This window comes from Desnuesiella massiliensis (assembly GCF_001403615.1).
Lineage (GTDB): Bacteria > Bacillota > Clostridia > Clostridiales > Clostridiaceae > Desnuesiella > Desnuesiella massiliensis.
In genome coordinates, this window is sequence record NZ_LN879455.1 from 716,477 (window position 1) to 742,082 (window position 25,606).

Here is a 25,606-nt window from a genome sequence, read left to right on the forward strand (position 1 = left end):
TAATAGGCCTTTATTATTTTTAGGGAGGATTGTACTAATGAAGTCTAACAACGTGCAATTACGGCAAGAAGTTTTCAAATCTGATGCTTGGAAAATTATTGACTGGCTAGAGGATAATGAAGTAACAGAATACTTAAATGAAAGACAGAATGTTGGTAATAGCATTAAGCAAGTAATATACAGAGTTAATATGCCTATTCTTACACACTTATTTAATCAAGATGGAAGCTTTTATATGTTAACTACAGATGAGAAGGAACCCATTGGATTTTTAAGGCTTGTTCCCAAGGGAAAGGGAGCAGAAATGGTAGTAGTAATTGGAGATAAAGAAAAGTGGGGGAAGGGATTTGGCTCTAGTGCAATTTTTCAAGGGCTAAAACAAGCGTTTTTTGAATGGAGAGTAGATGAAGTAATTGCAAAGATTAATTTTAAAAATCAGCGTTCTATTAGAGCTTTTAAAAAATTAGGTTTTCAAGAAGATAAGGAATTAGTAAAAGAAACTCAATATTCTCTTTCTATGAAAGAATTTTTAAAGCTAGCTGCTTAATTATATGTAGTAAAAAGGAGTCACCTCAGAAGGATGTGACTCTTTATTATTTATGTGATTAAAAGATTTTAGGAATACTTGTATAGTGCGAAAATGAATAAAATTCAGTTAATAGAATACAATAAAAGAAGATTAACCAATATATTTTACATATTAATGCGAAGAGATGATATATATGAGTAACAAAACTAACAATATAAAATTAACAAGTGATATTAATGAAAATATAGATATAATAAAATCTATTTTTAATGATAATGAATCTATTATTTACAAAAATTTTCAAAGTGCTGCGGAGAATAGTATTAAATTTTGCGTAATTTTCTCAAAAAATTTATGTGATATCAAAAGCATATTAGAAAACATACTAAAGCCTATTATGTTAGCTAAATTAGGTAACGAAATTCCTCCTGAAACTAGGATTGACTATATATTAGATAAAATAGTTTTTACTTGCGATAATAATAAATTTAGGGATAGCGATGTATGCACCAATGATATATTAAATGGCCACGCAGTACTGCTTTTAGAAGGATGTATTGAAGCAATATCCATATCTTCTGAGCTTATAAGAGAAAGAACTATTAGTGAGCCAGAGTCAAACAAAGTTACAAGAGGTCCTAAAGAAGGCTTTACGGAGTCTATGGAAACAAATATTGCTTTAATCCAACAAAGAATTCATAGTTCCAATCTAAAGATTAAGTATAGAACTTTAGGAGTTCAAACTAAAACAAAGATATGTATAATCTATATGGAAAACTTAGCTTCTGAAAAAATATTAATAGAATTAGAGCACAGAATAGGCTCCATAGATATTGATGGTATCCTAGATTCACATTATATAGAGGAGCTTATTACAGATGCTCCACTTTCAATTTTTAATACCACTGGATATACAGATAGACCTGATATAGTAAGCGCCAAGCTGTTAGAAGGTAGAATTGCCTTGATCAGTGATGGCAGCCCTGATGTACTAACTTTACCCTTTCTGTTCCTAGAAAACTTTCAATCCAATGAAGATTATTATAAAGAGTTTTCTTCAGCTAGTTTTTATAGAATTTTAAGATATTTGGCCTTTATATTTACTACTTGTACACCGGCCATATATTTATCCATGGTAACCTATCATCAAGAATTGATTCCCTATTCTCTATTAGTAAGTATAATTGCATCAAGAGACTCGGTACCTCTTCCCACTATAGTAGAGCTTATACTTATGCTTTTTATATTTGAACTCATCATAGAAGCTAGTAGAAGACTTCCATCTAATACTAGCCAGACCGTTAGTATTGTAGGAGCCCTAGTACTTGGTGAAGCCGCAGTATCTGCTAGGTTTATTAGCGCACCAATTATTATTATAACTGCAATAACTGGAACCGCTAGCTTTTTGCTCCCTTCTATTGGAGGTCCAATAATCTTTATTAGGGTCATTAATTTAGTTTTTGCATCTTTTTTAGGACTATATGGCTTCATATTTTCTATTTCAATTTTAACTATATACATTCTCTCCTTACGTTCCTTTGGAGTACCTTATACTTTGGGATTATCCACCTTTAACAGGTATGATATACAGGATACGATAATAACTGTTCCTTGGTGGCATATGAAGTATAGACCAAGAATTATAGCTGCAAAAAATTTCATAAGACAAAGAAATCATAAGAGAAGTGTATTTAAGAGGTGACACTATGTGACAAAGCTTAAAAAGTATGTTTCAACTTTATTAATATGCCTATTCATGTTAAATTGTATTGGCTGCTGGAGCTATAATGAAGTAAATGAAAGAGTATTAGTTACCACCGTAGGAATTGATTATGATTCTAGTAATGAAAAATATAAGATTACTATAAAGGTAAGCAATGCTAAACCGTCTGAGAAGGGAGTTAACATAATACCAGAGGTTGTTACCGTAGAGTGCAAAAGCATATTCGAAGCTATAAGAAAATCTGCAGTATTATTTGGTAAAAAGACATATTGGAGTCATTTAAAATCAGTAATTGTAAGTGAAAAAGTAGCTTCAGAAAATATATTACATGCTCTAGACTTCTTTAATAGAGATGCTGAAGTTAGGCAGGATTGCAATGTTTATATAGCAGAAGGTATTTCAGCGGAGGAAATGGTACGGTTAGAAGCTAAACTTCAAAACCTAAGAGACTTTAGATTAAGTGACTCTATAAAAACACAGAAATATAATGGTCTATTTCCAGAGCTGCAATTAATTGAATTCACTAGCGATGATATAAAAGAAACTATTGAACCTATGCTACCAATACTGAGAATTTATGATGACGATGAAGTAGATATTAAAATTCAAGGTTCTGCTGTTTTTCTTAAGGGAAAATACATAGGAAATCTTAATGCTAATGAAACTCTATATTCATTATTAATAAGAAATAAAGTAGAAAATCCGGTTATAGCTCTTCCAATTTGTTTAAAAAAAGAACAGACAATTCCACCAACTATAACTTTAGAGATTAACAAATCTAAATCTAAGATAAAAGCAGATATAGATGAAGGAAAAATTAAAATAAGTATAGATGTAAAAATCGATGCTGCTATTGGAGAAGTAAATACTAAAATGAACTTTTTAACTGAAAAAGAAATAAATACCATAATAGACTTTAGCCAGAGAGAAATAGCAGATAGAATTTTAAAGGTTGTTAAAAAGGTTCAACAAGAGTATAAAGCTGATATATTTGGTTTTGGAAAAGCAGTAGAAATAAAGGCACCAAAATTTTGGGATAATATAAAAGAGAACTGGTCAGAAGAGTTTAGTGCTCTACCTATAAAGGTAAATGTAAAAGTAAACATAGATAGTACAGGCAAGTCCCCAAGTACCTTAGAAAGAGGGAAATAATGTGGAGATAGTAGCTATAGTTTTTCTTTATATGATTTTATTTACACTTGATGGATATCCTATTCTTAGAAAGTATAAAAAAGGAAAACCTTTATTGTATTGCGTTTTATTTTTTTTAGCCTTTTTCTTAAATATACTATTTTCATTAAAAGTAAATATTCCAAGTCCAGCACAGTGGATAAAAAGACTAATATTATTTATGATAGGAGAATAAGTGTATTAAGCTATGAAAGAAGTAATATCTAAAAAGCAAGGAATTTTTCTCATTGCCGCCTTTATACTAGATGGGGGAATAGTACTACCTATAGCTCCAGAAGGAGGAAGGAATTTATGGATTTCTATTATAATAGCTATATTGCTTTCATTTATACTATTTAGTCTTTATGCAAGCATAAATAAGCTATATCCTGAAAAAACCTTTTTTGAAATAAATCAAAAAGTGTTAGGAGTAAAATTGGGTAATTGTATAAATTTAATATATATTTTTTATTTTATACATTTAGGTTCCTTAACTTTAAGAGATTTTGGTGAGTTTATGAATGTGCTTACTATGCCCGAAACTCCTAAAAGTATAATAATGATTGTACCAGCTCTTATAGCTGCTTACATGGTGAAAAAAGGCGTGGAGGTTATAGGGCGATTTTCTTTATTTGCGTCTATATTTACTTTAATTACTATACTTATTTTAGCTGCATTATTAACGCCAAAGCTAGATATTAACAATATATTGCCCATAATGGGGAAAGGAGTATATCCAGTTATGGTGGGAGCATGGTCTGCACTTGCCTTTCCCTTCGGAGAATGCGTTATATTTCTTTGTATACTATCTACCATTAATAATTCTAAACATATAAAAAGTGTTTATTTCAATGGACTAATTCTAGGTGGATTCTTTATGTTGATTACTAACTTTTATGAAATATGTGTACTAGGGGAAAATTTATATTTATCCTTGTATTTTCCTTCCTATGCAGCCTTAAGCAGAATAAGAATAGGAGATTTTATTCAGAGGCTTGAGATAATAGGGGGATTAAATTTTAATATATTTGGACTTATTAAAATCACCATATGCTTGTATGCAGCATCTATTGGTGTTTCAAAGGTATTTAAGGTAGAGGATTATACCAGCATAGCACTGCCTGTTATGCTTATAATGTTTAATTTTTCTAATATAATATATAAAAATGTCATGGAGATGATGTCATGGACTGCTCAATTTTACAAATATTATGCTCTTCCCTTTGAAATCGTAATTCCTCTTTTGATTTATATAGTAGCAAATATTAGAAAAAACCATTTAATTTATAAAAGCAATTGAAATTTGATTTCAATCACATATTTAATTTTAGAAAACCTTTATAGTTAATATATAAAGGTTTTTTATTATATTTAGATATAGTAATAAAGCTAGGAGGGAGCAATATGATAAAGAAAATTTCATTTAAAAATAGTGTATATGAATTATGCACAAGTTTTCCTGAAATAAAAGATATTTTAAAGAGTTTAGGCTTCGAAAGCATATCAAATTCTGTGATGTTAAACACTGCAGGAAGAGTAATGACTATACCCAAAGCAGCTATCATGAAAAATATTAATATAGATAAAATTAAAGAAATGTTTAAAGAAAATGGATTTGAAATAGTAGAATAAGGAGGAAGCGCTATGAGTGAATTAATAAATAACAGAGAGTTAAATAATGAAAATAATGAAAAAAGACAAGGCATACTAAAGGACATTATAATGCAGCTGCATAATGGAAAATCAGCTAAGGAGGTAAAAGAGCAATTTGAAAAGCTTATAAGCGGAGTATCGGCTAATGAAATTTCTCAAATGGAAGCCTCTTTAATCAAAGATGGAATGCCTGTTGAAGAAATTCAAAGATTATGTGATGTACATGCTGAAGTATTTAAAGGGTCCATAGAAGAAATTCATAAAGAGCTAAAGGAAGAAGAAAAAATAGGACATCCTATAAGAGTGATTAAAGAAGAAAATTTTGCTATTGAGGATTTAATAAAAAATAATATTATTCCTAAGACTAAAGCCTATATTGATCATAGAGTTGAAGCCATAAAATATAGCTTAATAGAGGACTTGAATTTATTATCAGATATAGAAAAACACTACAGCAGGAAGGAAAATATACTCTTTCCCTACATGGAGAAGTATGGAATAGATGCTCCACCAAAGGTTATGTGGGGCGTGGATGATGAAATTCGTCAAGAGATAAAAGTTTTTAAGTCCTTACTACAGAATAAGGATATAAACTATGATGAGCTAGAGACTAAGTCGGAAGAAGTTACAACTAAGATCCTTGAAATGATTTTTAAAGAAGAGAATATAATGCTTCCAATGCTTATAGATTTGTTGACAGAGGATGAGTGGGTAAAAATAGCCGAGGACAGCGAAGAAATAGGCTATTGTATAGTGAGCCCTGATGAAAAATGGAAGCCATCCAGAGTAGCAGTAGAGGAAAAAGCAAAAATTGAAACAAAAAATATTAAAGATGGATATGTAAAATTTGATACTGGTGTTTTAAAAATTCAGGAGTTAAGTAATATACTAAATACTCTTCCTTTTGATATTACCTTTATTGATAAAGAGGATGTAGTTAAATATTTTTCACAATCAGAAGAAAGAATATTTCCAAGAACTAAATCAGTAATAGGTCGTACTGTGCAAAATTGTCATCCACCAGCCAGTGTTCATGTAGTAAATAAAATGCTTGAGGACTTTAAAACCGGGAAGAAAAGTAGTGAAGATTTTTGGATTAATATAAAAGGCATGTATGTATATATAAGATACTTTGCTGTAAGAGATGAACAAGATGAATATTTAGGAACCTTAGAAGTAACTCAAAATATTAAGCCTATACAAGAAATAACAGGAGAAAAGAGATTACTATCAGATTAACGACTTTGTATGTTCATTTGAAAATAGCCTTTCATAGAAATTTAAATTTACATGAAAAAGCTATATTGAATAAAAAAGGGTGAATCATAAATTACATGATACACCCTTTTTATCATATCCAAATTTCTGTATAATATTTATTAATATCATATTAAATTGGAGTTGAGGTGAAATCATGAAAAGGAGTACTAATAAAGAAGAGGTACTTAAGTATATTGAAGAGCAATGCGAAAAGCAGCTGAAGGATAATGATAAAGCCATTGGCTGTGACACCAATGAAATAGCTAATAAGCTTGATATTAAAAGAGCCAATGTGAGCAAGATCCTCAATGAACTTTATTTAGAAGGCATGCTTATTAAGATAAAGGGGAAGCCAGTACTATATAGCATAAATTTCAATAAGAAGGAGTCTAAATTTAGTGTAAACTTTGATAATATAATTGGAGCAGATAAGAGCTTGAAAAAATCTATTCAACAGGCAAAAGCCTCCATATTATATCCTCCTCGTGGGTTATATACTCTTCTTCTTGGTGAAACTGGAGTTGGAAAAACTATGTTTGCGGAGCTGATGCATAGATTTGCTATTGAAAATGGAGTTTTATCTTCTAGCGCCCCTTTCATTTCTTTTAACTGTGCAGATTATGCCAATAATCCTCAACTTTTATTGGCTCATTTATTTGGTTCTAAAAAGGGTGCTTTTACTGGTGCAGACAAGGATAGAATTGGGGTAGTAGAAAAAGCTAATAATGGAATACTATTTTTAGATGAGGTGCACAGGCTTCCTCCAGAAGGACAAGAAATGCTGTTTTATTTAATGGATAAGGGAGAATTTACTTCTTTAGGAGATGTAGATAATGTAAAGAAAAGCAACGTACTAATAATCTGTGCTACCACAGAAGACGTAGATACAAGTCTTCTTGCCACCTTTACCAGGAGAATACCCATAAATATAACCATACCTCCTTTAAGAGATAGAACCTTTGAAGAACGATATGAATTAGTGTGCGAATTCTTAAAAATAGAATCTGCAAGAATTGGAAGAGAGATAATAGTTTCACCTAATAGTTTAAGGTGCTTGCTTTTATATAATTGCTCCGGCAATGTGGGTCAGCTTAAAAGTGATATTCAATTAGGATGCGCCAATGCATTTTTAAAGTGTATATCAAAAAAAGAAAGAAATATACGTCTTCATAGTACTGATTTTGCTTCCCACGTAAAGCAAGGGTTGATCCTTTATAAAAACTATAATGAGTATATAGATAAAATAGTTAATGGAAGTAAGCGCCTATCCTTTAGTGCTAGTGGTGTTGAAGAAATATTGGAAGGCGGAAAAGCTAAGCTGCCCGATAATTTTTATGAAGATATAGAGGATAGAATTCAAGAATTGCAAGAGAGAGGCGTAGATGAAGAGGATATAAATGTATTGATGTCCTTAGAAATAGAAAACTATTTTAAGGAATTGATAGGGAGTCCAGAGAGAGGAGTAAATAAGGAAGAGCTATCTAAGATAGTAGACAAATCTATAATAGATTTAGTAGAGGAATTTTTAACCTATGCAGGGGCAAAGCTTGGAAGAGTATTTCCTAATAAAACTTTTTATGGTTTATGTCTCCATATAAGCTCAAGTATTGAAAGAATAAGGACTGGGAAAAAAATTATAAACCATAATTTAAAAAAGATAATTGAAGAATATAAAGAAGAATATGTGTTGTCACTAAACTTTGCTACTAAATTAGAGAAACAATTTATTATAAAGCTTCCAGTAGATGAGGTGGGATTCATATCTATGTTTCTAACTTTAGGTAAGGATTCAGATTTAGAAGAAATTACTCATCCTATAGTGGTGGTGGCTATGCATGGAAGACATACGGCATCTTCCATGATGGAAGTAGCACAGAAACTAGTAGGGGCATATAATATATATGCTTACGATATGAATTTGGATAAAAATGCAAAAGATGCCTATCAGGAATTAAAGGAGCTTATAGTAAAAAACCATAGAGGAGCTGGAGTGCTTCTTCTAGTTGATATGGGTTCTTTAAAAATGTTTGGAAAGCTTATTGAAGAGGAAACCTCCATAAGAATAAAGGTTATTGAGATGGCTTCTACTATTACAGTCATCGAATGCGCTAGAAAATCTCTTATTGAAAAGGATATTGATGAAATATGGTATGCGGTTAATGAAAGCCATTCTAATTTCTTTAATTCTTCACTGCAAAGTTTATCTGAAAATTTCTTGGTTAAGAAAGATAAAGTTATAATAACTGTCTGCACTACAGGGGAAGGCAGTGCCATTGCCATAAAGCAAATGTTAGAGAATAAAATTTCTTTACAGGATAATAATATACAGGTAGTGCCTTTAAATGTTAATGATATAAAAGAGTTCTATTCTACGGTTAATAAGCTAGCAAAAGATAAAAAGATTATAGCTATTGTAGGAACCTTTAATCCCGATATCTATGGAATACCTTTTGTTTCTGTATCGCAATTATTTTCAGGAAAAGGAATAAGAGTTATACAAAACTATATAAGAGATGATCATAGAAATAATTATGTTGAGGTCATAGAGAATTATATACAGGAACTGGATAAAACCATAGACTTAGATTTATATAAGGAAATATGTTTATCTACTATAGATTTTATTCAAAATGATTTGGGATATTATATTCATGAAGAAATAGGTACGGGACTAGTACTACATTTAATATGCACTATGAAAAGGTTAAGTAATGGATCAGAAAGTCCCATATGTGAAGTAAGAGATAAGATTCTTAGAGATTATGAAGAGGATGTAATAAAGCTAAAAGAATATATGAATATTCTAACTAAAAAAATTAATGTAGAAATAAATATCGATGAAGTGTGCTTTATTTTAAGAAATGTATTAGAGATTAGAAACTAATGTGTATATGTATTGCGAAAATGTGTATAGGTGATTTATTACAGATAGCTAAAATATTCAGTTTTTTACGCTAATAATCTTTAAATGTGTATATATTAAAAGATACTGATTAAGCAGAGAATTGATTTTCTCTGCTTTTATATTTTTGGCACGAGAGTTGCTTTATATAAATTACAAAGGGGGTGTACAAATATGAAAAAAATAATGCTTATATGTTCTGCGGGTATGTCTACTTCTTTATTAGTAACTAAAATGGAAAAGGCTGCAGCAGAACAGGGTATCGAAGTAGAGATTTGGGCAGTAGGTACCGCAGGCTTTAAAAATGAGCTTGAAAAGCCAGATGTAATTCTTTTAGGACCTCAGGTAAGATTTATGAAGGATGAGGTTAGCAGTTTAGTAAAGGATAAGCCAGTAGCGGTAATAGACATGAAGGCTTACGGTAAGGTAGACGGAGCAGGGGTTTTAAAACAAGCACTAGAACTTTAATGGTTAATGGGGCGGAAATAATAACTTCATTATTATAAATTTATAGGAGGGATTTTTAAATGGGACTTTTAGATAAGTTTGCGGCTTGGCTTGAAAAGCATTTCTTACCTATAGCTTCAGTTATTGGTAGACAAAAACACTTAGCCGCTATGAGAGATGGTTTTATAGCAATTTTACCTATGACTATGATGGGGGCCATAGTAACCTTATTCAATAATGTTTTATTTAGGCCAGACTCTTTAATAGGTAAAGAGTTAATAAAAATGGGTTGGTATAAAGACTCCATACAACCAGTATTAGATAAATATATAATCCCAGTTATGGGACAAATATGGTGGGGAACTCTAGCCTTAGGAGTTATATTCTCCGTGTTTACTATATCTTACAATCTTGCAAAGAACTACGGAGTTGATGGATTATCAGCAGGGGTAATTGCTACAGTGTCTTATTTGACTTTATTACCTCAAACAGCAAAAATCACCTTAGCTCCAGAACTTGCACAAAAGGCTGGCGTAGAGTTCGTAGAAGGTTGGGGATTATTATCTTGGACATCTTTTAACTCTTCAGCGGTATTTACTGGACTTATAGCAGCTATGCTTGCCACAGAAATATATAGACTTGTAATTAAAAAAGGTTGGATAATAAAAATGCCTGAGCAAGTGCCGCCAGCAGTTTCTAAAGCCTTCTCAGCAGTAATCCCAGGTGCTATAGTTATGTTAGTATTCGGTATTATCTCTGTAATTTTCTTGAACTTTGTAAATATTCCATTAAAAGATGCTATAGAAAAAGCTATACAAGCGCCGCTTGTTAACTTAGGACAGTCACCATTTACATTAATATTATTAATTATTATATCACAAGTGTTATGGTTCTTCGGACTACATGGTCTAAATATTGTAGATCCAATTCTTAATACTATGTATGGACCAGCGGCTACAGCAAACTTTGAGGCGGCTACAATACATCATACTGCTTTACCAAATGTTATCACAAGAAACTTCTTAGATGTATATGGTATGCATGGTGGTTCGGGGGCTACATTAGGCTTAATTATAGCCATATATCTATTCTCCAAGAGGCAAGAACATAAGGAACTTGCAAAGCTTGCCACAGCACCTGGTATATTCCAGATAAATGAACCAGTTATATATGGCTTACCAATAGTTTTAAATCCAATTATGTTCGTACCTTTTGTTATAGTTCCACCGCTAACTATATTTATTGCTTGGTTATTTACAGGACCAATTCCTTTTGCAGGAAGAATATACTTAGCTGTGCCATGGACAACTCCTCCAGTAATTTCTGCTTTCTTAGCAACAGGAGGAAGCATAACGGCTACAATTTTAGCAGCAGCTACATTACTTCTTTCTATAGTGATTTATGCTCCTTTTGTTATAGTATCTAATAAAGATGTAACCATAGAGGAAGCTGGACAGAACGTTAGCAGATAATGTAAAATTTAATGGGGGGAATCTATCCCCCTGTTTTATAAATAGTAAATAATTTGAGGTGTTTATATGGCTACTTATAAAAATCAAACTGTACTGGATTATCCTGCAAAAGAAATTTTTAAAGTATTTAAATTAACAGCTAAGAGAGATTTCCCAAAATTTAATGAAAATAAACCTATAGGAGTTTCCGTAGAGAGAAAAGTTGGAGCCTATTCCTTAAAGACTGCAACAATGTTAATAGAGATAACGGACTACAAAAATAACGAGGTTTATGAAATAACTAGTTCCCATAATAGCACCACATATAAATCTAGGTACGAATTTTTTGCTTTAGAAGGCAACAAGACAAAGCTTGTACTAACCGAATCACAGTATTCCACAGGTATTGCTAATATCATAAATGTAGTAGTTGCTAGTATCTTTTTTAGAGGAAGGGTTAAAAAAAGGTTTAATCATTTGATAAATACTTTAAAGAACCAAATAGAGGGCGACTTAAATAAGGTTCAAAGAGTAAATTAATAGTCTGGAAGATAGGATGATTTAATAAGGAGTTGATAGGATGTTAGAAAATCAAGATTTAAAAAAGGGATTAAAGATAGCAACAATAGGCGGTGGTTCATCTTATACCCCAGAGTTTGTAGAAGGTATAATAAAAAGATATAAGGAACTGCCTGTAAGGGAATTATGGTTAGTGGATGTTGAGGCAGGTAAGGAAAAGCTAGAAATAGTAGGAAACTTGGCTAAGAGAATGGTAGAAAAAGCCGGAGTTCCCATAGATATTCATCTTACTCTAAATAGAAGAGAAGCTTTAAGAAATGCGGATTTCGTCACTACTCAATTAAGAGTAGGGCTTTTGGCTGCTAGGGCCAAGGATGAAAGGATTCCTCTATCTCATGGCTTTATGGGACAGGAGACTAATGGTGCAGGTGGCCTTTTTAAAGGGTTAAGAACTATACCTGTAATATTAGACATTGCTAATGAAATGCAGGAGCTCTGCCCAAATGCATGGTTAATTAATTTTACAAACCCAGCAGGAATGGTTACAGAAGCTTTAGCAAGGTATTCTAAACATAGAAAATTTTTAGGTCTATGTAATGTACCTATAGGAATGGAAAATGGAGTAGCATCTATTTTAAGCATAGATAAAAGTAGAGTAAGAATTGACTTTGCTGGATTAAATCATATGGTTTATGGATTTAATATATGGATTGATGGTGAAAACAAAACCCAAGAGGTTATGAATAAATATATTGAAAACTCACAAAGCATCAATATGAAAAATATCACTGCTATGGAGTGGGATGCTGAGTTTATAAAATCCTTTAAATTAATGCCATGTCCTTATCATAAATATTACTATAAAACTAAGGATATGCTAAAGGATGAGCTTGAGAAGTTTGCAAAAGGAAAAACAAGGGCTGAAGAAGTAATTGAAACTGAGAAGGAATTATTTGAGTTATATAAAGATACAAACTTAAAAGAGAAGCCTAAACAATTAGAAAAAAGAGGAGGAGCTTATTACTCTGATGCAGCTTGTAATTTGATATCCTCAATTTATAATGACAAGGGAGATTTACAGGTAGTAAATACCTTTAATAATGGAACTGTAAAAGATTTTCCCGATGAGTATATAATTGAAGTAACTGCAAAAATTACTAAGGATGGTCCAATACCTTATAAATTTATTAATGAGTTTCCGATACAAATTAAAGGTTTGATAAGTCAAATAAAGCAGTTTGAAATACTTGGAGCAGAGGCTGCGGTAGAAGGCAGTTATGAAAAAGCTTTATTAGCTATGGTAACAAATCCTTTAATAGCAAATGATTTTGAAGGGCATAGACTTTTGGATGAAATGCTAGAAGCGCACAAAGAATATTTACCAAATTTTTATAAATAGTAGTTGTAATATTTTAAGATTAGTATAAGCTTAATTTAGTAGCTAATTCATATAATTTAATTTAAGTTTAATGTGATGTTATATAGGAGGATTAAAATGAGTGAAATAGATTACCAAGAAACCGCATTTAAATTAATTTTATCTGCGGGAAATGCAAAAGCTTTGTCCTTTCAAGCCATAAATCATGCAAAAGCAGGGGAATTTGAAGAGGCATATAAAAAGCTAGAAGAAGCAGAAACGGAACTAGAGAATGTTCATAAAGTTCAATTTGGATTAATACAAAAGGAAGCTCAGGGGGAAAAGAACGACATATCAGTACTTTTAATTCACTCACAGGATCACTTTATGGATTCATTTTTGATGAAAGATTTAGCTAAGGAGTTTATTCATTTATATGAAAGGATGAGCGAAAAATGAAAAAGTTTTTAGTTGTTTGCAGGGAAACTGGACAAGCAGCTGCATTTAAGAGAGTGCTCTTAGACCATACGGAGAGCAATAATATTCCAGTACAATGGTTCTTTGCCGATGAAAAAGCTTATTTAGATGTATTAGAAAAGGAAAACATAGCTCTTGTATTAATTTCTCCAGAGGTTATTTTAGTTGAAAAAAAGATAAAAGAGGAGCTTAGTAAGAGAGGCATTGAGAATTTTTCAATGAAGCCCGTAGATTTCGGACTTAAAAGGATGGAGAATTTAATGCGTATATTAGAACCTTTTATAAAGAAGGAAGTGTAATAATTGAAGCTTATAATAAATGCAGACGATTTTGGTCTAACTAAAGGAATTTCCTTAGGCATATTAGATTCCATGGAAAAAGGTATAGTGACAGAAACCACAGCTATGCCTAATGGATTATACTTTGAGGAAGCCATAAGAGAAGCAAAAAATAGAGGAATCTATAATATCGGAGTTCATTTGACATTAACTTGGGGAAAACCTATTCTTCCAGTAGAGCAAGTGTCATCACTGGTTGATGATAAGGGGAATTTTATTAGATTAGGTAAAGCTCATAGCTATGAATACGAAGAAGTAAAAAGAGAGCTTAATGCTCAGATGGAAAAGTTTTTATCTACTGGACTTAACCCAACTCATATAGACGGGCATCATCATTTCTTCGCTTTTGAAAAGGAAATATTAGATATAGTAATTGATATAGCAAAGGAGTATGAATTGCCTCTAAGATGTGCTAGCGCAGAGCATAAGAAGTACTATAGTATTAGAGAAGTAAAAACCACGGAGGCTTTTTCTTCTGATTTCTATGCTTCAAATGTGAGTTATGATTATTTGGTGGATTTAATATCTAAATACAGAGATGTAGATTCTTTTGAAATAATGACTCACCCAGCTTATGTAGATGAAGAGGTATTAAGCATTTCATCTTATAATTCTTTTAGAGAAAAAGAGTTCCACATTTTAACTTCAAGTGAAATTAAAGATTTTATAAATAGAAGTGAAGTTCAATTAATAGGATTTAAGGATTTGTAATGTTTATTTTAAATATTCACAGGTAATTATAGAGGGAAGTAATTCTACGGACATTAAAAAGGCAGCATAGCTGCTTTTTTTATATAAGGCCATAAAGGAGCTTCAAAAAGGTTATTGGAGGTATTAAAAAATGGTGGAGAAAAAATTTCCGGAAAATTTTTGGTGGGGAGCAGCTACTTCTGGTCCTCAATGTGAGGGAAGCTTTAATAAGAAGAATAAAAATGTATTTGACTATTGGTTTGAAATAGAGCCAGAAGTATTTTTTAATGGAGTAGGACCCAGCATAACATCTAATTTTTATAATAGCTATGAGGAAGACATAAAGCTTATAAAACAGCTAGGATTAAACTCCTTTAGAACCTCTATTCAGTGGACCAGACTTATAAAAGATTTTGAGACTTTGGAAGTGAACAAAGATGGAGCTGAGTTCTATAACAAGGTTATTGATGAATGTTTAAAAAACAATATTATTCCTATAATTTGCTTGCATCATTTTGATTTACCTATAGAGCTTTATGACAAATATGGCGGCTGGGAGTCAAAATTTGTAACGGATTTATATGCAGGTTTTGCAGAAAAGTGCTTTGAACTATTTTCAGATAGGGTTAAACACTGGATTACTTTTAATGAGCCTATAGTAATAGTGGAAGGTCAATATCTTTATCAGTTCCATTATCCTAAAATTATTGATGGCAAAAAAGCAGTGCAAGCAGCCTTTAATATTAATCTATCTTCTGCAAAAGCTATAAAGATATTTAAGGATAAGGGCTATAGTAAGGGTGGAAAGATTGGTATTGTAGTGAATTTGACACCATCTTATGCTAGGTCAAATTCTGAGGAGGATGAAAAGGCCTCCTTTATAGCAGATATGTTTTTTAATAGGCTATTTTTGGATCCCGCAGTTAGAGGAGAGTTCCCTAAGGGGCTTACAGAGCTATTAAAGGAAGAACAGGTAATTTGGCAGGGTACTCAAGAGGAGATAGATATAATTAAAAACAATAGGGTAGATTTTGTGGGAGTTAATTATTATCAACCTAGACGGATAAAAGCTAAGGAAAGTACTGTAGATACTTCACAGCCTTGGATGCCAGATAAATACTTTGATAATTATGAGATGCCTGGTAGACGAATGAACATATATAGAGGTTGGGAGATATATCCTAAGGGCATCTATGATATAGCTATTAATTTAAGAGATAATTATGATAATATTCCTTGGTATATTTCTGAAAATGGAATGGGAGTAGAAGGAGAAGAGAGATTTAGAAATTCTGAAGGAATTATAGAAGATGATTATAGAATAGACTTCATAAAAGAACATTTAGAATATCTTCATAAAGCTATAGAAGAAGGTGCTAATTGCTTTGGATATCATCTTTGGACTCCTATAGATTGCTGGTCTTGGTGTAATGCTTACAAGAATAGATATGGTTATATTTCTTTAGATTTAGATACCCAAAATAAGACCATAAAAAAATCTGGATATTGGATGATGGAAGTATCAAAAAATAACGGAGTTTAAATAAAGGGTAAATAAAAAAAAGGGTGGGATATTATATGAAATATTATATGGCTTTTGATTTAGGAGGGACAAACATAAAATATGCTCTAGTGAATAGCGAAGCTGTCATAATAGCAAAAGGTAAAAGGCCTACACCTAAAAGCGGCCTAGAGGAATTACTGGATATCATAGGGGAAGCAACAAAGAAGTTTGAAAAAATGTATCATATAGAAGGTATAGCAATGAGTTGCCCAGGAGCAGTAGATGACGCTAGGGGAATAATAGAGGGGGCCTCTGCCATACCTTACATTCATGGTCCTAATATAAGGAAATTAATAGAGAATATAACTGGATATTGGGTTTCTATGGAAAATGATGCGAATTGTGCTGCTTTGGCAGAAGTGTGGAGAGGGGTAGCTAAGGAGGCAAAGGACGTATTATTCGTAGTTTGTGGTACGGGTATAGGTGGTGCAGTTATAAAAGACAGGAAGCTTCATATGGGCAAACACCTTTTCGGAGGAGAGTTTGGTTTTATGATAATGGAAAAAGATTTTGAAAAGGGTATATATAAAAATTGGAGTGAAACTGCATCTACCCATGCTCTAGTTAAGACTGTGGCCAGGTTAAAAGGAATTTCTCCAGAGGAATTAAATGGAGAAATGGTTTTTAAGCTAGCTGAAGAAAATAAAGATGAAGCTTGTATAAAAGGTATTGATTTATTCTTTCACTATTTGGCCATGGGTATATATAACTTGCAATATATTTATGACCCAGAGATGATTGTAATAGGTGGAGCTATAAGTGAGAGAGAAGACCTTGTAGATAGAATAAATGAAAAATTAGATGCTATGATTAGCAATATACCTATAGCTAAAATCTATCCTAAAGTAGAAAAATGTGCTTTTTCTAATGATGCCAATATATTGGGGGCTGTGTATAATTTTACTAACATCTTTTAGCCTATAATTTAAATACCAAAAGGGACTGCTTGGAAAGCAGTCCCTTTTGTAAATTTGTTTACAATTTATTAACCTTCCTGCCATATTATCATCATTAAAATTAAATATGCTTTTATCATGCCCATAAGATTATAGGAGAGCAGCTAAATGAATTTGAAAAAAGTATCAAAGGTTTTATTTGTAGATGTATTTGGAATATTAGTTGGAGTAATGAGTGGGTTTTTGATACCTAAGGCCTTAGATATAGAAGGCTATTCATTTTTAAAGACCTTTTCTTTATATGCAACCTATGCTGGGGTATTCCACTTTGGCTTTTCAGATGGCATATATATACTCCTTGGTGGAAAGTGTAGGGAGGAAGTAGATAAAGAAAAAATAAAAGGCTATTACAACTTTATTTTAAAGTCTCAATTGATTGTGGTAATAGTTTTAATATTAATATCAAGCTTAATTATTAAGGACAAAGCTTTTATATATTTTTCCTATTATATCTTACCCTTTCAAGTGACTCTATTTATTAGGCTATATTATAGGGCTATAGGAGAATTCGATTATTATTCTTCTATACAAGCCATTATAAACGTGATGAATTTGTTGGCAACGCTCATCGTGGCTTTTATATATAGGTCACCTAAACTATATATTTTTATGCAGATATTTAGCTATGTTACAGCGACAATAATATTTAGTTATATATTTTGTAAATCATATAAAAAGGGAAAAGCTATATCTTTTAAGGAGATTAAACAGATATGTGCTATAGGTATAACGGTGATGCTAGGAAATACACTATGCTCTTTATTCTTTTCTCTAGACAGATGGTTTATAAAAGCTTATTTTTCATCTTATGAATTTGCTAGTTATTCCTACGCTGTATCCATGTTAAACTTATTTATTGTTTTAATTACTTCCATAGGAATCTTGTTTTATCCCTATATATCAAGAAATATTAATAATTTTGAAATAAGAAGAAAAGCAAAAGATTGTTTACTATTAATTTCTATATTATGTACTTCAGGATACTTTGTATTAGAGCTTATAACGGATAAATTTCTTAGCAAATATTCTGGTTCTATGGAGGTTATGGGGATATTGATATTAAGCCTGCCCTTTATAGCATTGACTAATGTATTGTACTCTAATTTATACAAAGCTTCTAAGCAAGGTAAAAAATATTTAGTAGTAGCAGTTAAAATGTTTATTATTGCTTTTATGCTAAATAGCTTCTTTACTTTAGTTATTAAGAATTCCACCATGATTGCTTATGCCACTTTAATTTCTTTTGCGGCATGGTACTTATATGGGGCTAAGGACTTTAAAGGCATAGAGATTTATAAGAGAGAAATATTTATGATTGCTTTTTACATTAGTGTTTTTAGCTTATTAAGATATTTAGGAATAAAGCATTTTATAGGATTTATCATATATCTATTTACATTGCTTGTAGCAGAATTATTGCTTTATAGGAAAGAAGTGGAAGGAATAAAGTTATATTTAATGAAAAAATTAAATTGGTAGGAGGACTGTTAATGAATATTGCATTAATTTTAGCAGGTGGAAAAGGTAGTAGAATGGGAAATACAGATCAACCTAAGCAGTTTATTGATATATACGGTAAACCACTTATAATACATACCTTGGAATGCTTTGATAGGCATAGGGAAATTGATTATATTATAGTAGCGTGTCTTAAAGAATGGCAGGAGGATTTGAAAATTTGGATTAGAAAATATGATATCAATAAGGTAAAGTGGATAGTAGATGGAGGAGAAGCTAGACAGGAGTCAGTATACAATGGATTAAAATTAATTGAAAAAGAAATAGAGAGTGAGGATATTATAGTTATACATGATTCAGCAAGACCACTGGTTTCTCATAGGATAATTAGTGAAAATATAGATGTTGCTAAGAGGTATGGTGCGGCAGATACAGTAATACCAGCTACGGATACTATAATCAAAAGTGAAGATACAAAAGTTATTCATAGCGTACCAAAAAGAAATGAGCTTTATTTAGGGCAAACCCCTCAAAGCTTTAGGTTTTCTATTATTAAAGAAGCTCATGAATATTCAAAGCAGAAGGATATAAAGGAAGCTACGGATGATTGTCAATTGGTGTTAAAAACAGGTCATCCCGTTCATATGGTAAATGGTGATAGTCTAAATTTCAAAATAACAAAAGCAGAAGATCTGTTGCTGTTAAAATCCGTAATTAAAATAGGTAAACTGGAGATGGTGTAATGCTTGGAAGAAGTTTTAAGATTGTAGCACCTAAAAGGTTAGATTTATTTATAGAAGATGTAGAGTGTAATGAGGATGAAGCAATAATTAAAATTGAGAAAGCTTCAATCTGTAAAGCGGATATAAGATATTATCTTGGGCAAAGGGATAAAAGGCTCTTAGGATTAAAGTATCCTATGAATCTGCTGCATGAGGCGGTAGGAATAGTGTTAAATGATCCTACATCAACCTTTAAATCAGGGGATAGAGTGGTTTTAGTACCTAACTTAACTTTAAATTGTGAAAAAAGCCAGTGTAAATATAAAGTGTGCCAAAACAAAAAACTTGGAGAAAACTATTGTCCTGATGCTCGCTTTGCATCAAGTAATTTTAATGGTTTTTCAAGAGAATTTTTAAGCTATCCTGTATCCAATCTAGTTTATGTACCTGAAGAATTAACCTCAAATATTGCAGTGTTTTCTGAGTTGATTTCCGTAGCTCATGCTATGATTAGGAGAATAGAAATAGAAGAGGATGACATCATAGGCATCTGGGGAGATGGTATACTAGGATATATATTAGCATGTACATTGAAAGCCACCAAGAAGGTCAAAGTGGTGTGCATTGGAAAAAATGAAGAAAAATTATATAGATTTCCGGCGGAACAGTATTTTTTAAGAGGCAGTGAAGAACTGAAGAATGTAAAAATAGATATAGCCTTTGAATGTGTAGGCGGAAAAGGAGTTCAAGGAGCGGTGGAAGAGATACTGCATAATGTTCTTCCAGGAGGGAAAATTGTTCTTGCAGGGGTGCCTGATGACGATATCGAGATAAATACAAGGATAGTATTGGAAAAAGGTTTAGAGATTATGGGAGTAACTAGAAGTAATATTAAGGATTTTAAAAATTCAATTTTAACCCTAAAGGATGAAAATTTTAAAAATAGGATTTCAAATTTGATTTTAGAAGAGTACGAAGTAAAAAACATTAATGATTTTTATGATGCCTTTGAGTTTGAGGCTTCTAATAAAAAACTGGGAAAGAGAGTAATCAGCTTTATTTTATAAATAAAGGAGAGTTTAGATTTGTTAGATATAGTAAAGAAGTTATTTGGGGTTTTTATAGCTATATTATATAAGTTAACGCCTAAAAAAGATATAGTGCTATTTCATAGTGATCTATATAGGGATAATGCTAAATACTTATATGAATATATAAAGGGAAAAACTGACTATTCCTTAGTATGGATTTTAAATGACAAAAGGCTGGTAAAGGAACTTAATAAAAATGGCATTAGAGCAGTTTATTCTCTTAGTTTAAAATGTGCCTTAACTTGTGCTAGGTTAAAGATGATAATCACAACTAATCTTCCGCCTATTTCTACCATGTATATAAATCCAATCATCGTTCAAGTATTTCATGGCTTTGGAACAAAGCAAAATCCTACTGACTATGTTTATAGTAGGCAGATAAAACAAGTTCAAAAGCAACTAAGAAACATTGATTATATTATATGTTTAAGCAAAAGGGACAATGAATACTTCTTTCCAAAAGAAAAGCTTCAAATTGATGATAAATATCCTGAATATCTTCCACTGGGGCTTCCGAGAAATGATATGCTTATAGATAGTACAAAAATGAAAATTTGTACAAAAAAATTAGTAGAGAATTTTGGACTAAAGAGGAATGAAAAGGTGATACTTTATGCACCAACCTGGAGAGAGAAACCAGAGGGTTCGGATTTTAATGATTATTGGTTTTTTGATAAGAAGGAAACGGAAAAATTTGAACTTTATTTAAGAGAAGGTAATTATGTATTGCTTCTAAGACCTCACCATCATTGCTTAAGAGATAGTAATTTCAGAGATAAGATCATGGATATAACTAATGAATATCCTAATACTTTTAAATTTGTAGGAGCGGATATATGGAGTGACACCCAAGAGATACTGTGCATTACAGATATTCTTATCACGGATTTTAGTTCAATCTATGTAGATTACCTTTTAACTAATAGGCCTATAATATATCTAGATATGGATACTGAAGATTACGTGAAACATAGAGGTTTAGTAATAGATTATTATAATGATTTGCATACTCCAGGACCAAAGGTTAGTTCCTTAGATCAAATAGTTAATTATCTAGAAGAGTTGGGTTCAGGGGTAGATAAATATGAAAAAATAAGAAAAAAGTCATTATATTTTTATCATGATAATGCTGATGGGAACTCAACAGAACGGGTTGGAAAATTGGTTTTAGAGCTTCTATAAGCTTAATATATGAATCATAAGAACACTATCAAAAATTTTGATAGTGTTTTTTGTGTCTAAGCTTTACTATACATACAATATCGTTATATTGGTAAGCATATAAAAAGAAAAGCAAATAAAAATATTTTTAAAATAGCTCAGGTTAGTAAAGAGGTGAAAAAACTATGAGAAAAATTAAGCTTATTTTTATAGTAGTTTTAGTTTTAATAAGTGGAAGGTCTATTGCTAAAGCTTCAGATATAAATACTTATAAAATAACTATGAAGCAGGATTTATTTTGTTTAATGATGGCTTATCCAGAATATATTAAGGATTTACAATGTACTGAGGATGGCAGAGTATATATTATTATGAAATCTGGTAGAAAGATACTATATGATGATAAAAAAGCAAAAGGCCATGAAGAAAAGTTAGCTAATCCTGATATACAAGATATGATGGAGCAAATTTATCCTCTTTCACCCATATCTAAAATAATGAATACAAATTTTGATCCTGGCAGGGCTAGAATATATGGTATTTTAACCGAGATTTATGGACAGTCAAAATCACAAGTTGAAGCTAAGTTAAAACAAGTAAAAGTTGGATATGGCTACTATCAGTTTAATGGGGAGAATAGAGCTGCGGAGGCTCTCAAAGCCTCTATGAATGAAGTCATGGCCCTAATTCAGAAGAAACCTAGCATTAATTCCTTTGCGTTTCCCTGTAGCGGAACTTTTAACTATAGATATATAGCAGGTACTAATAGATTGAGTCCTCATGCCTTCGGTATAGCAATTGATTTAGTGAGAGACAGCAGAGACTATTGGAAATGGGCTTCTAAAGAGCAAGGGCAAAAGAGACTAGAATCTTATCCAAAAGAATTGGTAGAAATATTTGAGAAGAATGGATTTGTTTGGGGAGGGAAGTGGAATCATTTTGATATATTACATTTTGAATATAGACCTGAAATTATTTTAAAGTCTAGATACTTTGGCAGCGGCGAAAAAAATAGTGGAAAGTGGTATGACACATTACCTATAGAGGATGAAAATGTAAAGAGAAATATTGAAAAAATCGATAGTACAGTTTTATTAATAGGGAATAATAAACTTATAATTGAGTAATATTTTGTTGGTAAAGGAGTATTCATAGTATGAATTTTCATCAAAGAAAGAAATTAAAATTATTCATAATAAAACTTATAGTACTGAGTAATATATTTCTATTAATATATGATAACAAATTTTCATTAGCCTCTTCTTTTGCAGAGAGCTCTAAAGAAGAGGTTACAAAGGCAATTGAAGAGATTTTTTTAAAGAGAAACAAAGCCATTTTAAGTGAGGATTTAGAGCTTATTGAATCCATCTATGATAAAAATACTAATTATGGGATATGGGCTTATGAACATGAGCAAAGAAAAGTAAAATATATTCGTAATTGGGAAGAGAAGCAGGGTATTAAGTTCATAGACATAATACCTAAGGTGGTAATTAAAAGCATTAAAGGAAAGGAGGATAAGTTTTCAGTTAATTTAATATGCTCTACAGAGTATAAATATATTTATGAAGATGAACCTGATAATATAAATAGCTCTAGAATGGGCACCTATCATGTATTAAACATTGTAAATAGAGAAGGTGAATGGATCATTACTAAGGAATGGTATAAGGATCCCTTTGCAGATTCCTTGGATTTAAGTAATTTAAAGGTGGATTCTATGAAGGAGTATATTTTATCACAGAAGCAAAGAGATTTTTCAAAACTGAATCAAAGAAGAATAAAGGCCATAGAATATGCTGAGCAATATTGTGGAGCTGCCAGTGAAGAAAAATATGGATTTAAGTATAATAAGAACTATAGAGATTATAATCCCCAAGGCGGAGATTGTGCAAATTTCGCCTCCCAGATACTATTTGAGGGAGGAAAGTTTAAAAAAAATTCAGATTGGAATTATGATGGCAGCGGAGCTACAAGAGCTTGGTTAAATGCCGATGGTTTTAAAGAATATATGATTTATAGCGGTAGGGCATCGGTAATCGCCTACGGAAGCTACGAAAAAGTGTATAAAGCTTCCTATAAGCTTTTGCCAGGGGATTTTGTGGCTTATGAAAAGAAGGGAGATATAACTCATATTTCTGTAGTAAGCGGAGCTGATTCAAGAGGATACTCTCTAGTTACTTGTCATAATAGCGATAGAAATAGAGTCCCTTGGGATCTTGGCTGGAGTGATAAAAATATAAGATTTTGGTTAGTGCGTGTACATTATTAAAGAATATTTTTTAAAAATCAAAGATTCTTTAATTAGAGAGGAGGGCTTATAGCTAACAATTAAAATTCTCACTAGTTAAAGAATCTTTATTTTATTAAATTTTTAACATTAAAATGCATTCAATAAAATAAATTAATATAAATAATAAAAATCATATTGACAAACCTGTACGTACAAGTTATGATTTACTTATAGATAACTTGTACGTATAAGTTGTAAAAATGAAAATGTTTACTAGAATATGAATAGGCATTATAATTATAAAATTGTTTAAGAAAAATAGTTATTATATTACAGTTAAAGTTTAAATGAAGCAGGTATCATTATATTTAAAAGGTTTTATAAAAAATGATACGGGAGGATATTAAATATGGGTAAATTTTCAAATGAAACTCAGCAATTACTAGAGTTTATAGGAGGAAAGGAAAATATTGCTGCGGTATCACATTGTGCTACGCGTATGCGCTTTGTACTAAATGATAACGCTAAGGCAGATATTAAGAAAATAGAGAGCATAAAGGCTGTAAAAGGCACTTTTACTCAAGCAGGACAATTTCAGGTCATAATAGGTAATGAAGTACAGACTTTTTATAATGAATTTGTTGAAAAATCAGGTGTTGAAGGGGTAAGCAAAGACGCTGCAAAGGTCACCGCAAGACAGAATATGAATTTATTGCAAAGACTTATCTCTCATTTAGCAGATATTTTTACTCCACTTATTCCAGCTATAGTGGTTGGAGGTTTAATACTAGGCTTCCGTAATATTATTGGAGACATCAAGATGCTTGAAAATGGGACAAAGGCTTTAACGGAAGTTTCTCAGTTTTGGTCAGGAGTTCATCATTTTTTATGGTTAATTGGAGAAGCCATATTCTTCTTCCTGCCAGTGGGCATAACTTGGTCTATATCTAAAAAAATGGGTACTACTCAAATACTAGGTATTGTATTAGGCCTCACTTTAGTCTCACCGCAATTATTAAATGCTTATGCTGTAGCTGGAGCAAAGGAGATACCAGTTTGGAATTTTGGGTTCGCTCAAATTAAGATGATAGGTTATCAAGCGCAAGTTATACCAGCAATATTAGCAGGCTTTGTGTTAGCAATTTTAGAAAAAAAATTAAGAGATATAGTTCCTTCTTATATTTCCATGATTATAGTTCCATTCTTTGCTCTGATACCAACAGTACTCATAGCGCACACTATCTTAGGACCTTTAGGATGGAAAATTGGTTCAGTGATATCAAATGTTGTATACTCAGGACTTACATCAACCTTAGGATGGCTATTTGCAGCAATTTTTGGTTTTGCTTATGCTCCTCTAGTAATTACAGGGTTACATCATATGACTAATGCTATAGACTTACAACTTATGAGTGAACTAGGCGGAACAAATTTATGGCCTATGATTGCTTTATCTAATATAGCTCAGGGTTCTGCAGTTTTAGCCATAATATATTTGAACAGAAAGAATGAAGAAGAAAAACAAGTATCCATTCCAGCAGCTATTTCCTGCTATTTAGGAGTTACAGAGCCAGCTATGTTTGGTATTAATTTGAAGTATATATATCCATTCCTAGCTGCCATGATAGGTTCTTCTGTTGCAGCAATAATATCAGTAGGTTCAGGGGTTATGGCCAACTCCATAGGTGTTGGAGGATTACCAGGTATACTATCAATAAAGCCTCAGCATATGTTAACCTTTGCTTTAGCTATGATAACTGCTATAGTAGTGCCTTTCACATTAACAATTGTATTTTCTAAGAGAAAAATTGCAGTTAAGAAATCAGAGACTGTAGACGCTTAATATTAAATTAGTACTTTATATTAATAATTCATGGAATTTTAATTCATAGTTCATAATGCACA

The 25,606-nt window shown here is 31.7% G+C and carries 24 protein-coding genes; all 24 read left to right on the plus strand.

Annotation, left to right across the window (positions count from 1 at the left end; genetic code table 11):
- Positions 1 to 37: 37 nt before the first annotated feature.
- The 24 genes from BN2665_RS09975 to treP all read left to right on the plus strand — a co-directional run bounded on the left by BN2665_RS09975 (position 38) and on the right by treP (position 25,544).
- Entirely contained in the window at positions 38 to 547 is a 510-nt protein-coding gene (locus tag BN2665_RS09975; protein ID WP_055666956.1) for a GNAT family N-acetyltransferase, read from the plus strand.
- A gap of 175 nt (positions 548 to 722) precedes the next feature.
- Positions 723 to 2,231: a spore germination protein gene (locus BN2665_RS09980; protein ID WP_055666957.1), complete on the plus strand. Its 1,509-nt coding sequence runs from the start codon at positions 723 to 725 to the stop codon at positions 2,229 to 2,231.
- A gap of 6 nt (positions 2,232 to 2,237) precedes the next feature.
- Positions 2,238 to 3,404 (plus strand): Ger(x)C family spore germination protein, encoded by a 1,167-nt coding sequence (locus tag BN2665_RS09985; protein ID WP_055666958.1) that lies wholly within the window; start codon positions 2,238 to 2,240, stop codon positions 3,402 to 3,404.
- A 1-nt stretch (position 3,405) separates the two neighbouring features.
- Positions 3,406 to 3,618, plus strand: coding sequence for a hypothetical protein (locus BN2665_RS09990; protein WP_055666959.1), 213 nt, complete (start codon positions 3,406 to 3,408; stop codon positions 3,616 to 3,618).
- Positions 3,619 to 3,630: 12 nt separating this feature from the next.
- Positions 3,631 to 4,722, plus strand: coding sequence for a GerAB/ArcD/ProY family transporter (locus BN2665_RS09995; RefSeq protein WP_055666960.1), 1,092 nt, complete (start codon positions 3,631 to 3,633; stop codon positions 4,720 to 4,722).
- 104 nt (positions 4,723 to 4,826) lie between these two features.
- Positions 4,827 to 5,054, plus strand: coding sequence for a DUF1858 domain-containing protein (locus tag BN2665_RS10000; RefSeq protein ID WP_055666961.1), 228 nt, complete (start codon positions 4,827 to 4,829; stop codon positions 5,052 to 5,054).
- A 12-nt stretch (positions 5,055 to 5,066) separates the two neighbouring features.
- Positions 5,067 to 6,314, plus strand: a complete 1,248-nt coding sequence (locus BN2665_RS10005; protein ID WP_055666962.1) for a DUF438 domain-containing protein — start codon at positions 5,067 to 5,069, stop codon at positions 6,312 to 6,314.
- Positions 6,315 to 6,489: 175 nt separating this feature from the next.
- The gene (locus BN2665_RS10010; protein WP_055666963.1) at positions 6,490 to 9,219 is read left to right on the plus strand and encodes a sigma-54-dependent transcriptional regulator; all 2,730 of its coding nucleotides are present in this window, start codon (positions 6,490 to 6,492) and stop codon (positions 9,217 to 9,219) included.
- Positions 9,220 to 9,411: 192 nt separating this feature from the next.
- Positions 9,412 to 9,705, plus strand: coding sequence for a PTS sugar transporter subunit IIB (locus BN2665_RS10015; RefSeq protein WP_055666964.1), 294 nt, complete (start codon positions 9,412 to 9,414; stop codon positions 9,703 to 9,705).
- A gap of 59 nt (positions 9,706 to 9,764) precedes the next feature.
- A complete protein-coding gene (locus tag BN2665_RS10020; protein ID WP_055666965.1) occupies positions 9,765 to 11,156 on the plus strand; it encodes a PTS sugar transporter subunit IIC in 1,392 nt (463 codons plus the stop codon).
- A 66-nt stretch (positions 11,157 to 11,222) separates the two neighbouring features.
- Positions 11,223 to 11,675 (plus strand): DUF3284 domain-containing protein, encoded by a 453-nt coding sequence (locus BN2665_RS10025; RefSeq protein ID WP_055666966.1) that lies wholly within the window; start codon positions 11,223 to 11,225, stop codon positions 11,673 to 11,675.
- A gap of 40 nt (positions 11,676 to 11,715) precedes the next feature.
- Positions 11,716 to 13,053, plus strand: a complete 1,338-nt coding sequence (locus tag BN2665_RS10030) for a 6-phospho-beta-glucosidase (protein ID WP_055666967.1) — start codon at positions 11,716 to 11,718, stop codon at positions 13,051 to 13,053.
- Positions 13,054 to 13,149: 96 nt separating this feature from the next.
- On the plus strand, positions 13,150 to 13,470 hold the full coding sequence (locus tag BN2665_RS10035; RefSeq protein WP_207643687.1) for a PTS lactose/cellobiose transporter subunit IIA: 321 nt from the start codon (positions 13,150 to 13,152) through the stop codon (positions 13,468 to 13,470).
- Entirely contained in the window at positions 13,467 to 13,787 is a 321-nt protein-coding gene (locus BN2665_RS10040) for a hypothetical protein (RefSeq protein ID WP_055666968.1), read from the plus strand. Before BN2665_RS10035 ends, BN2665_RS10040 begins: the two co-directional genes overlap by 4 nt.
- Before the next feature lie 3 nt (positions 13,788 to 13,790).
- Entirely contained in the window at positions 13,791 to 14,537 is a 747-nt protein-coding gene (gene chbG, locus BN2665_RS10045; RefSeq protein ID WP_055666969.1) for a chitin disaccharide deacetylase, read from the plus strand.
- A 130-nt stretch (positions 14,538 to 14,667) separates the two neighbouring features.
- The gene (locus tag BN2665_RS10050) at positions 14,668 to 16,059 is read left to right on the plus strand and encodes a glycoside hydrolase family 1 protein (protein WP_055666970.1); all 1,392 of its coding nucleotides are present in this window, start codon (positions 14,668 to 14,670) and stop codon (positions 16,057 to 16,059) included.
- A 35-nt stretch (positions 16,060 to 16,094) separates the two neighbouring features.
- Entirely contained in the window at positions 16,095 to 16,997 is a 903-nt protein-coding gene (locus BN2665_RS10055; protein WP_055666971.1) for an ROK family protein, read from the plus strand.
- Positions 16,998 to 17,144: 147 nt separating this feature from the next.
- Positions 17,145 to 18,515, plus strand: coding sequence for an oligosaccharide flippase family protein (locus BN2665_RS10060; protein WP_055666972.1), 1,371 nt, complete (start codon positions 17,145 to 17,147; stop codon positions 18,513 to 18,515).
- Between the two features lie 11 nt (positions 18,516 to 18,526).
- Positions 18,527 to 19,237, plus strand: a complete 711-nt coding sequence (gene ispD, locus BN2665_RS10065) for a 2-C-methyl-D-erythritol 4-phosphate cytidylyltransferase (protein ID WP_055666973.1) — start codon at positions 18,527 to 18,529, stop codon at positions 19,235 to 19,237.
- Positions 19,237 to 20,283, plus strand: a complete 1,047-nt coding sequence (locus BN2665_RS10070) for an alcohol dehydrogenase catalytic domain-containing protein (protein WP_055666974.1) — start codon at positions 19,237 to 19,239, stop codon at positions 20,281 to 20,283. Before ispD ends, BN2665_RS10070 begins: the two co-directional genes overlap by 1 nt.
- Before the next feature lie 18 nt (positions 20,284 to 20,301).
- Complete coding sequence (locus tag BN2665_RS10075) at positions 20,302 to 21,489, plus strand: CDP-glycerol glycerophosphotransferase family protein (RefSeq protein ID WP_055666975.1); 1,188 nt, start codon at positions 20,302 to 20,304, stop codon at positions 21,487 to 21,489.
- Between the two features lie 164 nt (positions 21,490 to 21,653).
- Positions 21,654 to 22,595, plus strand: a complete 942-nt coding sequence (locus BN2665_RS10080) for a M15 family metallopeptidase (RefSeq protein ID WP_055666976.1) — start codon at positions 21,654 to 21,656, stop codon at positions 22,593 to 22,595.
- Between the two features lie 29 nt (positions 22,596 to 22,624).
- Positions 22,625 to 23,740, plus strand: a complete 1,116-nt coding sequence (locus tag BN2665_RS10085) for an amidase domain-containing protein (RefSeq protein ID WP_055666977.1) — start codon at positions 22,625 to 22,627, stop codon at positions 23,738 to 23,740.
- Between the two features lie 370 nt (positions 23,741 to 24,110).
- Positions 24,111 to 25,544 carry a PTS system trehalose-specific EIIBC component gene (treP, locus tag BN2665_RS10090; RefSeq protein ID WP_055666978.1) on the plus strand — a complete coding sequence of 478 codons (1,434 nt, stop codon included), beginning with the start codon at positions 24,111 to 24,113 and terminating at the stop codon, positions 25,542 to 25,544.
- The last annotated feature ends 62 nt before the right edge of the window (positions 25,545 to 25,606 follow it).

Bases quoted from the DNA above. Each gene is read 5' to 3' on its own strand.
- BN2665_RS10030 (WP_055666967.1), top strand. From the start codon at position 11,716: ATGTTAGAAAATCAAGATTTAAAAAAGGGATTAAAGATAGCAACAATA.
- BN2665_RS10035 (WP_207643687.1), top strand. From the start codon at position 13,150: ATGAGTGAAATAGATTACCAAGAAACCGCATTTAAATTAATTTTATCT.
- BN2665_RS10005 (WP_055666962.1), top strand. From the start codon at position 5,067: ATGAGTGAATTAATAAATAACAGAGAGTTAAATAATGAAAATAATGAA.
- BN2665_RS10070 (WP_055666974.1), top strand. From the start codon at position 19,237: ATGCTTGGAAGAAGTTTTAAGATTGTAGCACCTAAAAGGTTAGATTTA.
- BN2665_RS09980 (WP_055666957.1), top strand. From the start codon at position 723: ATGAGTAACAAAACTAACAATATAAAATTAACAAGTGATATTAATGAA.
- BN2665_RS10050 (WP_055666970.1), top strand. From the start codon at position 14,668: ATGGTGGAGAAAAAATTTCCGGAAAATTTTTGGTGGGGAGCAGCTACT.
- BN2665_RS10055 (WP_055666971.1), top strand. From the start codon at position 16,095: ATGAAATATTATATGGCTTTTGATTTAGGAGGGACAAACATAAAATAT.
- BN2665_RS10010 (WP_055666963.1), top strand. From the start codon at position 6,490: ATGAAAAGGAGTACTAATAAAGAAGAGGTACTTAAGTATATTGAAGAG.
- BN2665_RS10085 (WP_055666977.1), top strand. From the start codon at position 22,625: ATGAATTTTCATCAAAGAAAGAAATTAAAATTATTCATAATAAAACTT.
- BN2665_RS10060 (WP_055666972.1), top strand. From the start codon at position 17,145: ATGAATTTGAAAAAAGTATCAAAGGTTTTATTTGTAGATGTATTTGGA.
- BN2665_RS09975 (WP_055666956.1), top strand. From the start codon at position 38: ATGAAGTCTAACAACGTGCAATTACGGCAAGAAGTTTTCAAATCTGAT.
- BN2665_RS10080 (WP_055666976.1), top strand. From the start codon at position 21,654: ATGAGAAAAATTAAGCTTATTTTTATAGTAGTTTTAGTTTTAATAAGT.
- BN2665_RS10025 (WP_055666966.1), top strand. From the start codon at position 11,223: ATGGCTACTTATAAAAATCAAACTGTACTGGATTATCCTGCAAAAGAA.
- ispD (WP_055666973.1), top strand. From the start codon at position 18,527: ATGAATATTGCATTAATTTTAGCAGGTGGAAAAGGTAGTAGAATGGGA.
- BN2665_RS10015 (WP_055666964.1), top strand. From the start codon at position 9,412: ATGAAAAAAATAATGCTTATATGTTCTGCGGGTATGTCTACTTCTTTA.
- treP (WP_055666978.1), top strand. From the start codon at position 24,111: ATGGGTAAATTTTCAAATGAAACTCAGCAATTACTAGAGTTTATAGGA.
- BN2665_RS10020 (WP_055666965.1), top strand. From the start codon at position 9,765: ATGGGACTTTTAGATAAGTTTGCGGCTTGGCTTGAAAAGCATTTCTTA.
- BN2665_RS10000 (WP_055666961.1), top strand. From the start codon at position 4,827: ATGATAAAGAAAATTTCATTTAAAAATAGTGTATATGAATTATGCACA.
- BN2665_RS09995 (WP_055666960.1), top strand. From the start codon at position 3,631: ATGAAAGAAGTAATATCTAAAAAGCAAGGAATTTTTCTCATTGCCGCC.
- BN2665_RS10040 (WP_055666968.1), top strand. From the start codon at position 13,467: ATGAAAAAGTTTTTAGTTGTTTGCAGGGAAACTGGACAAGCAGCTGCA.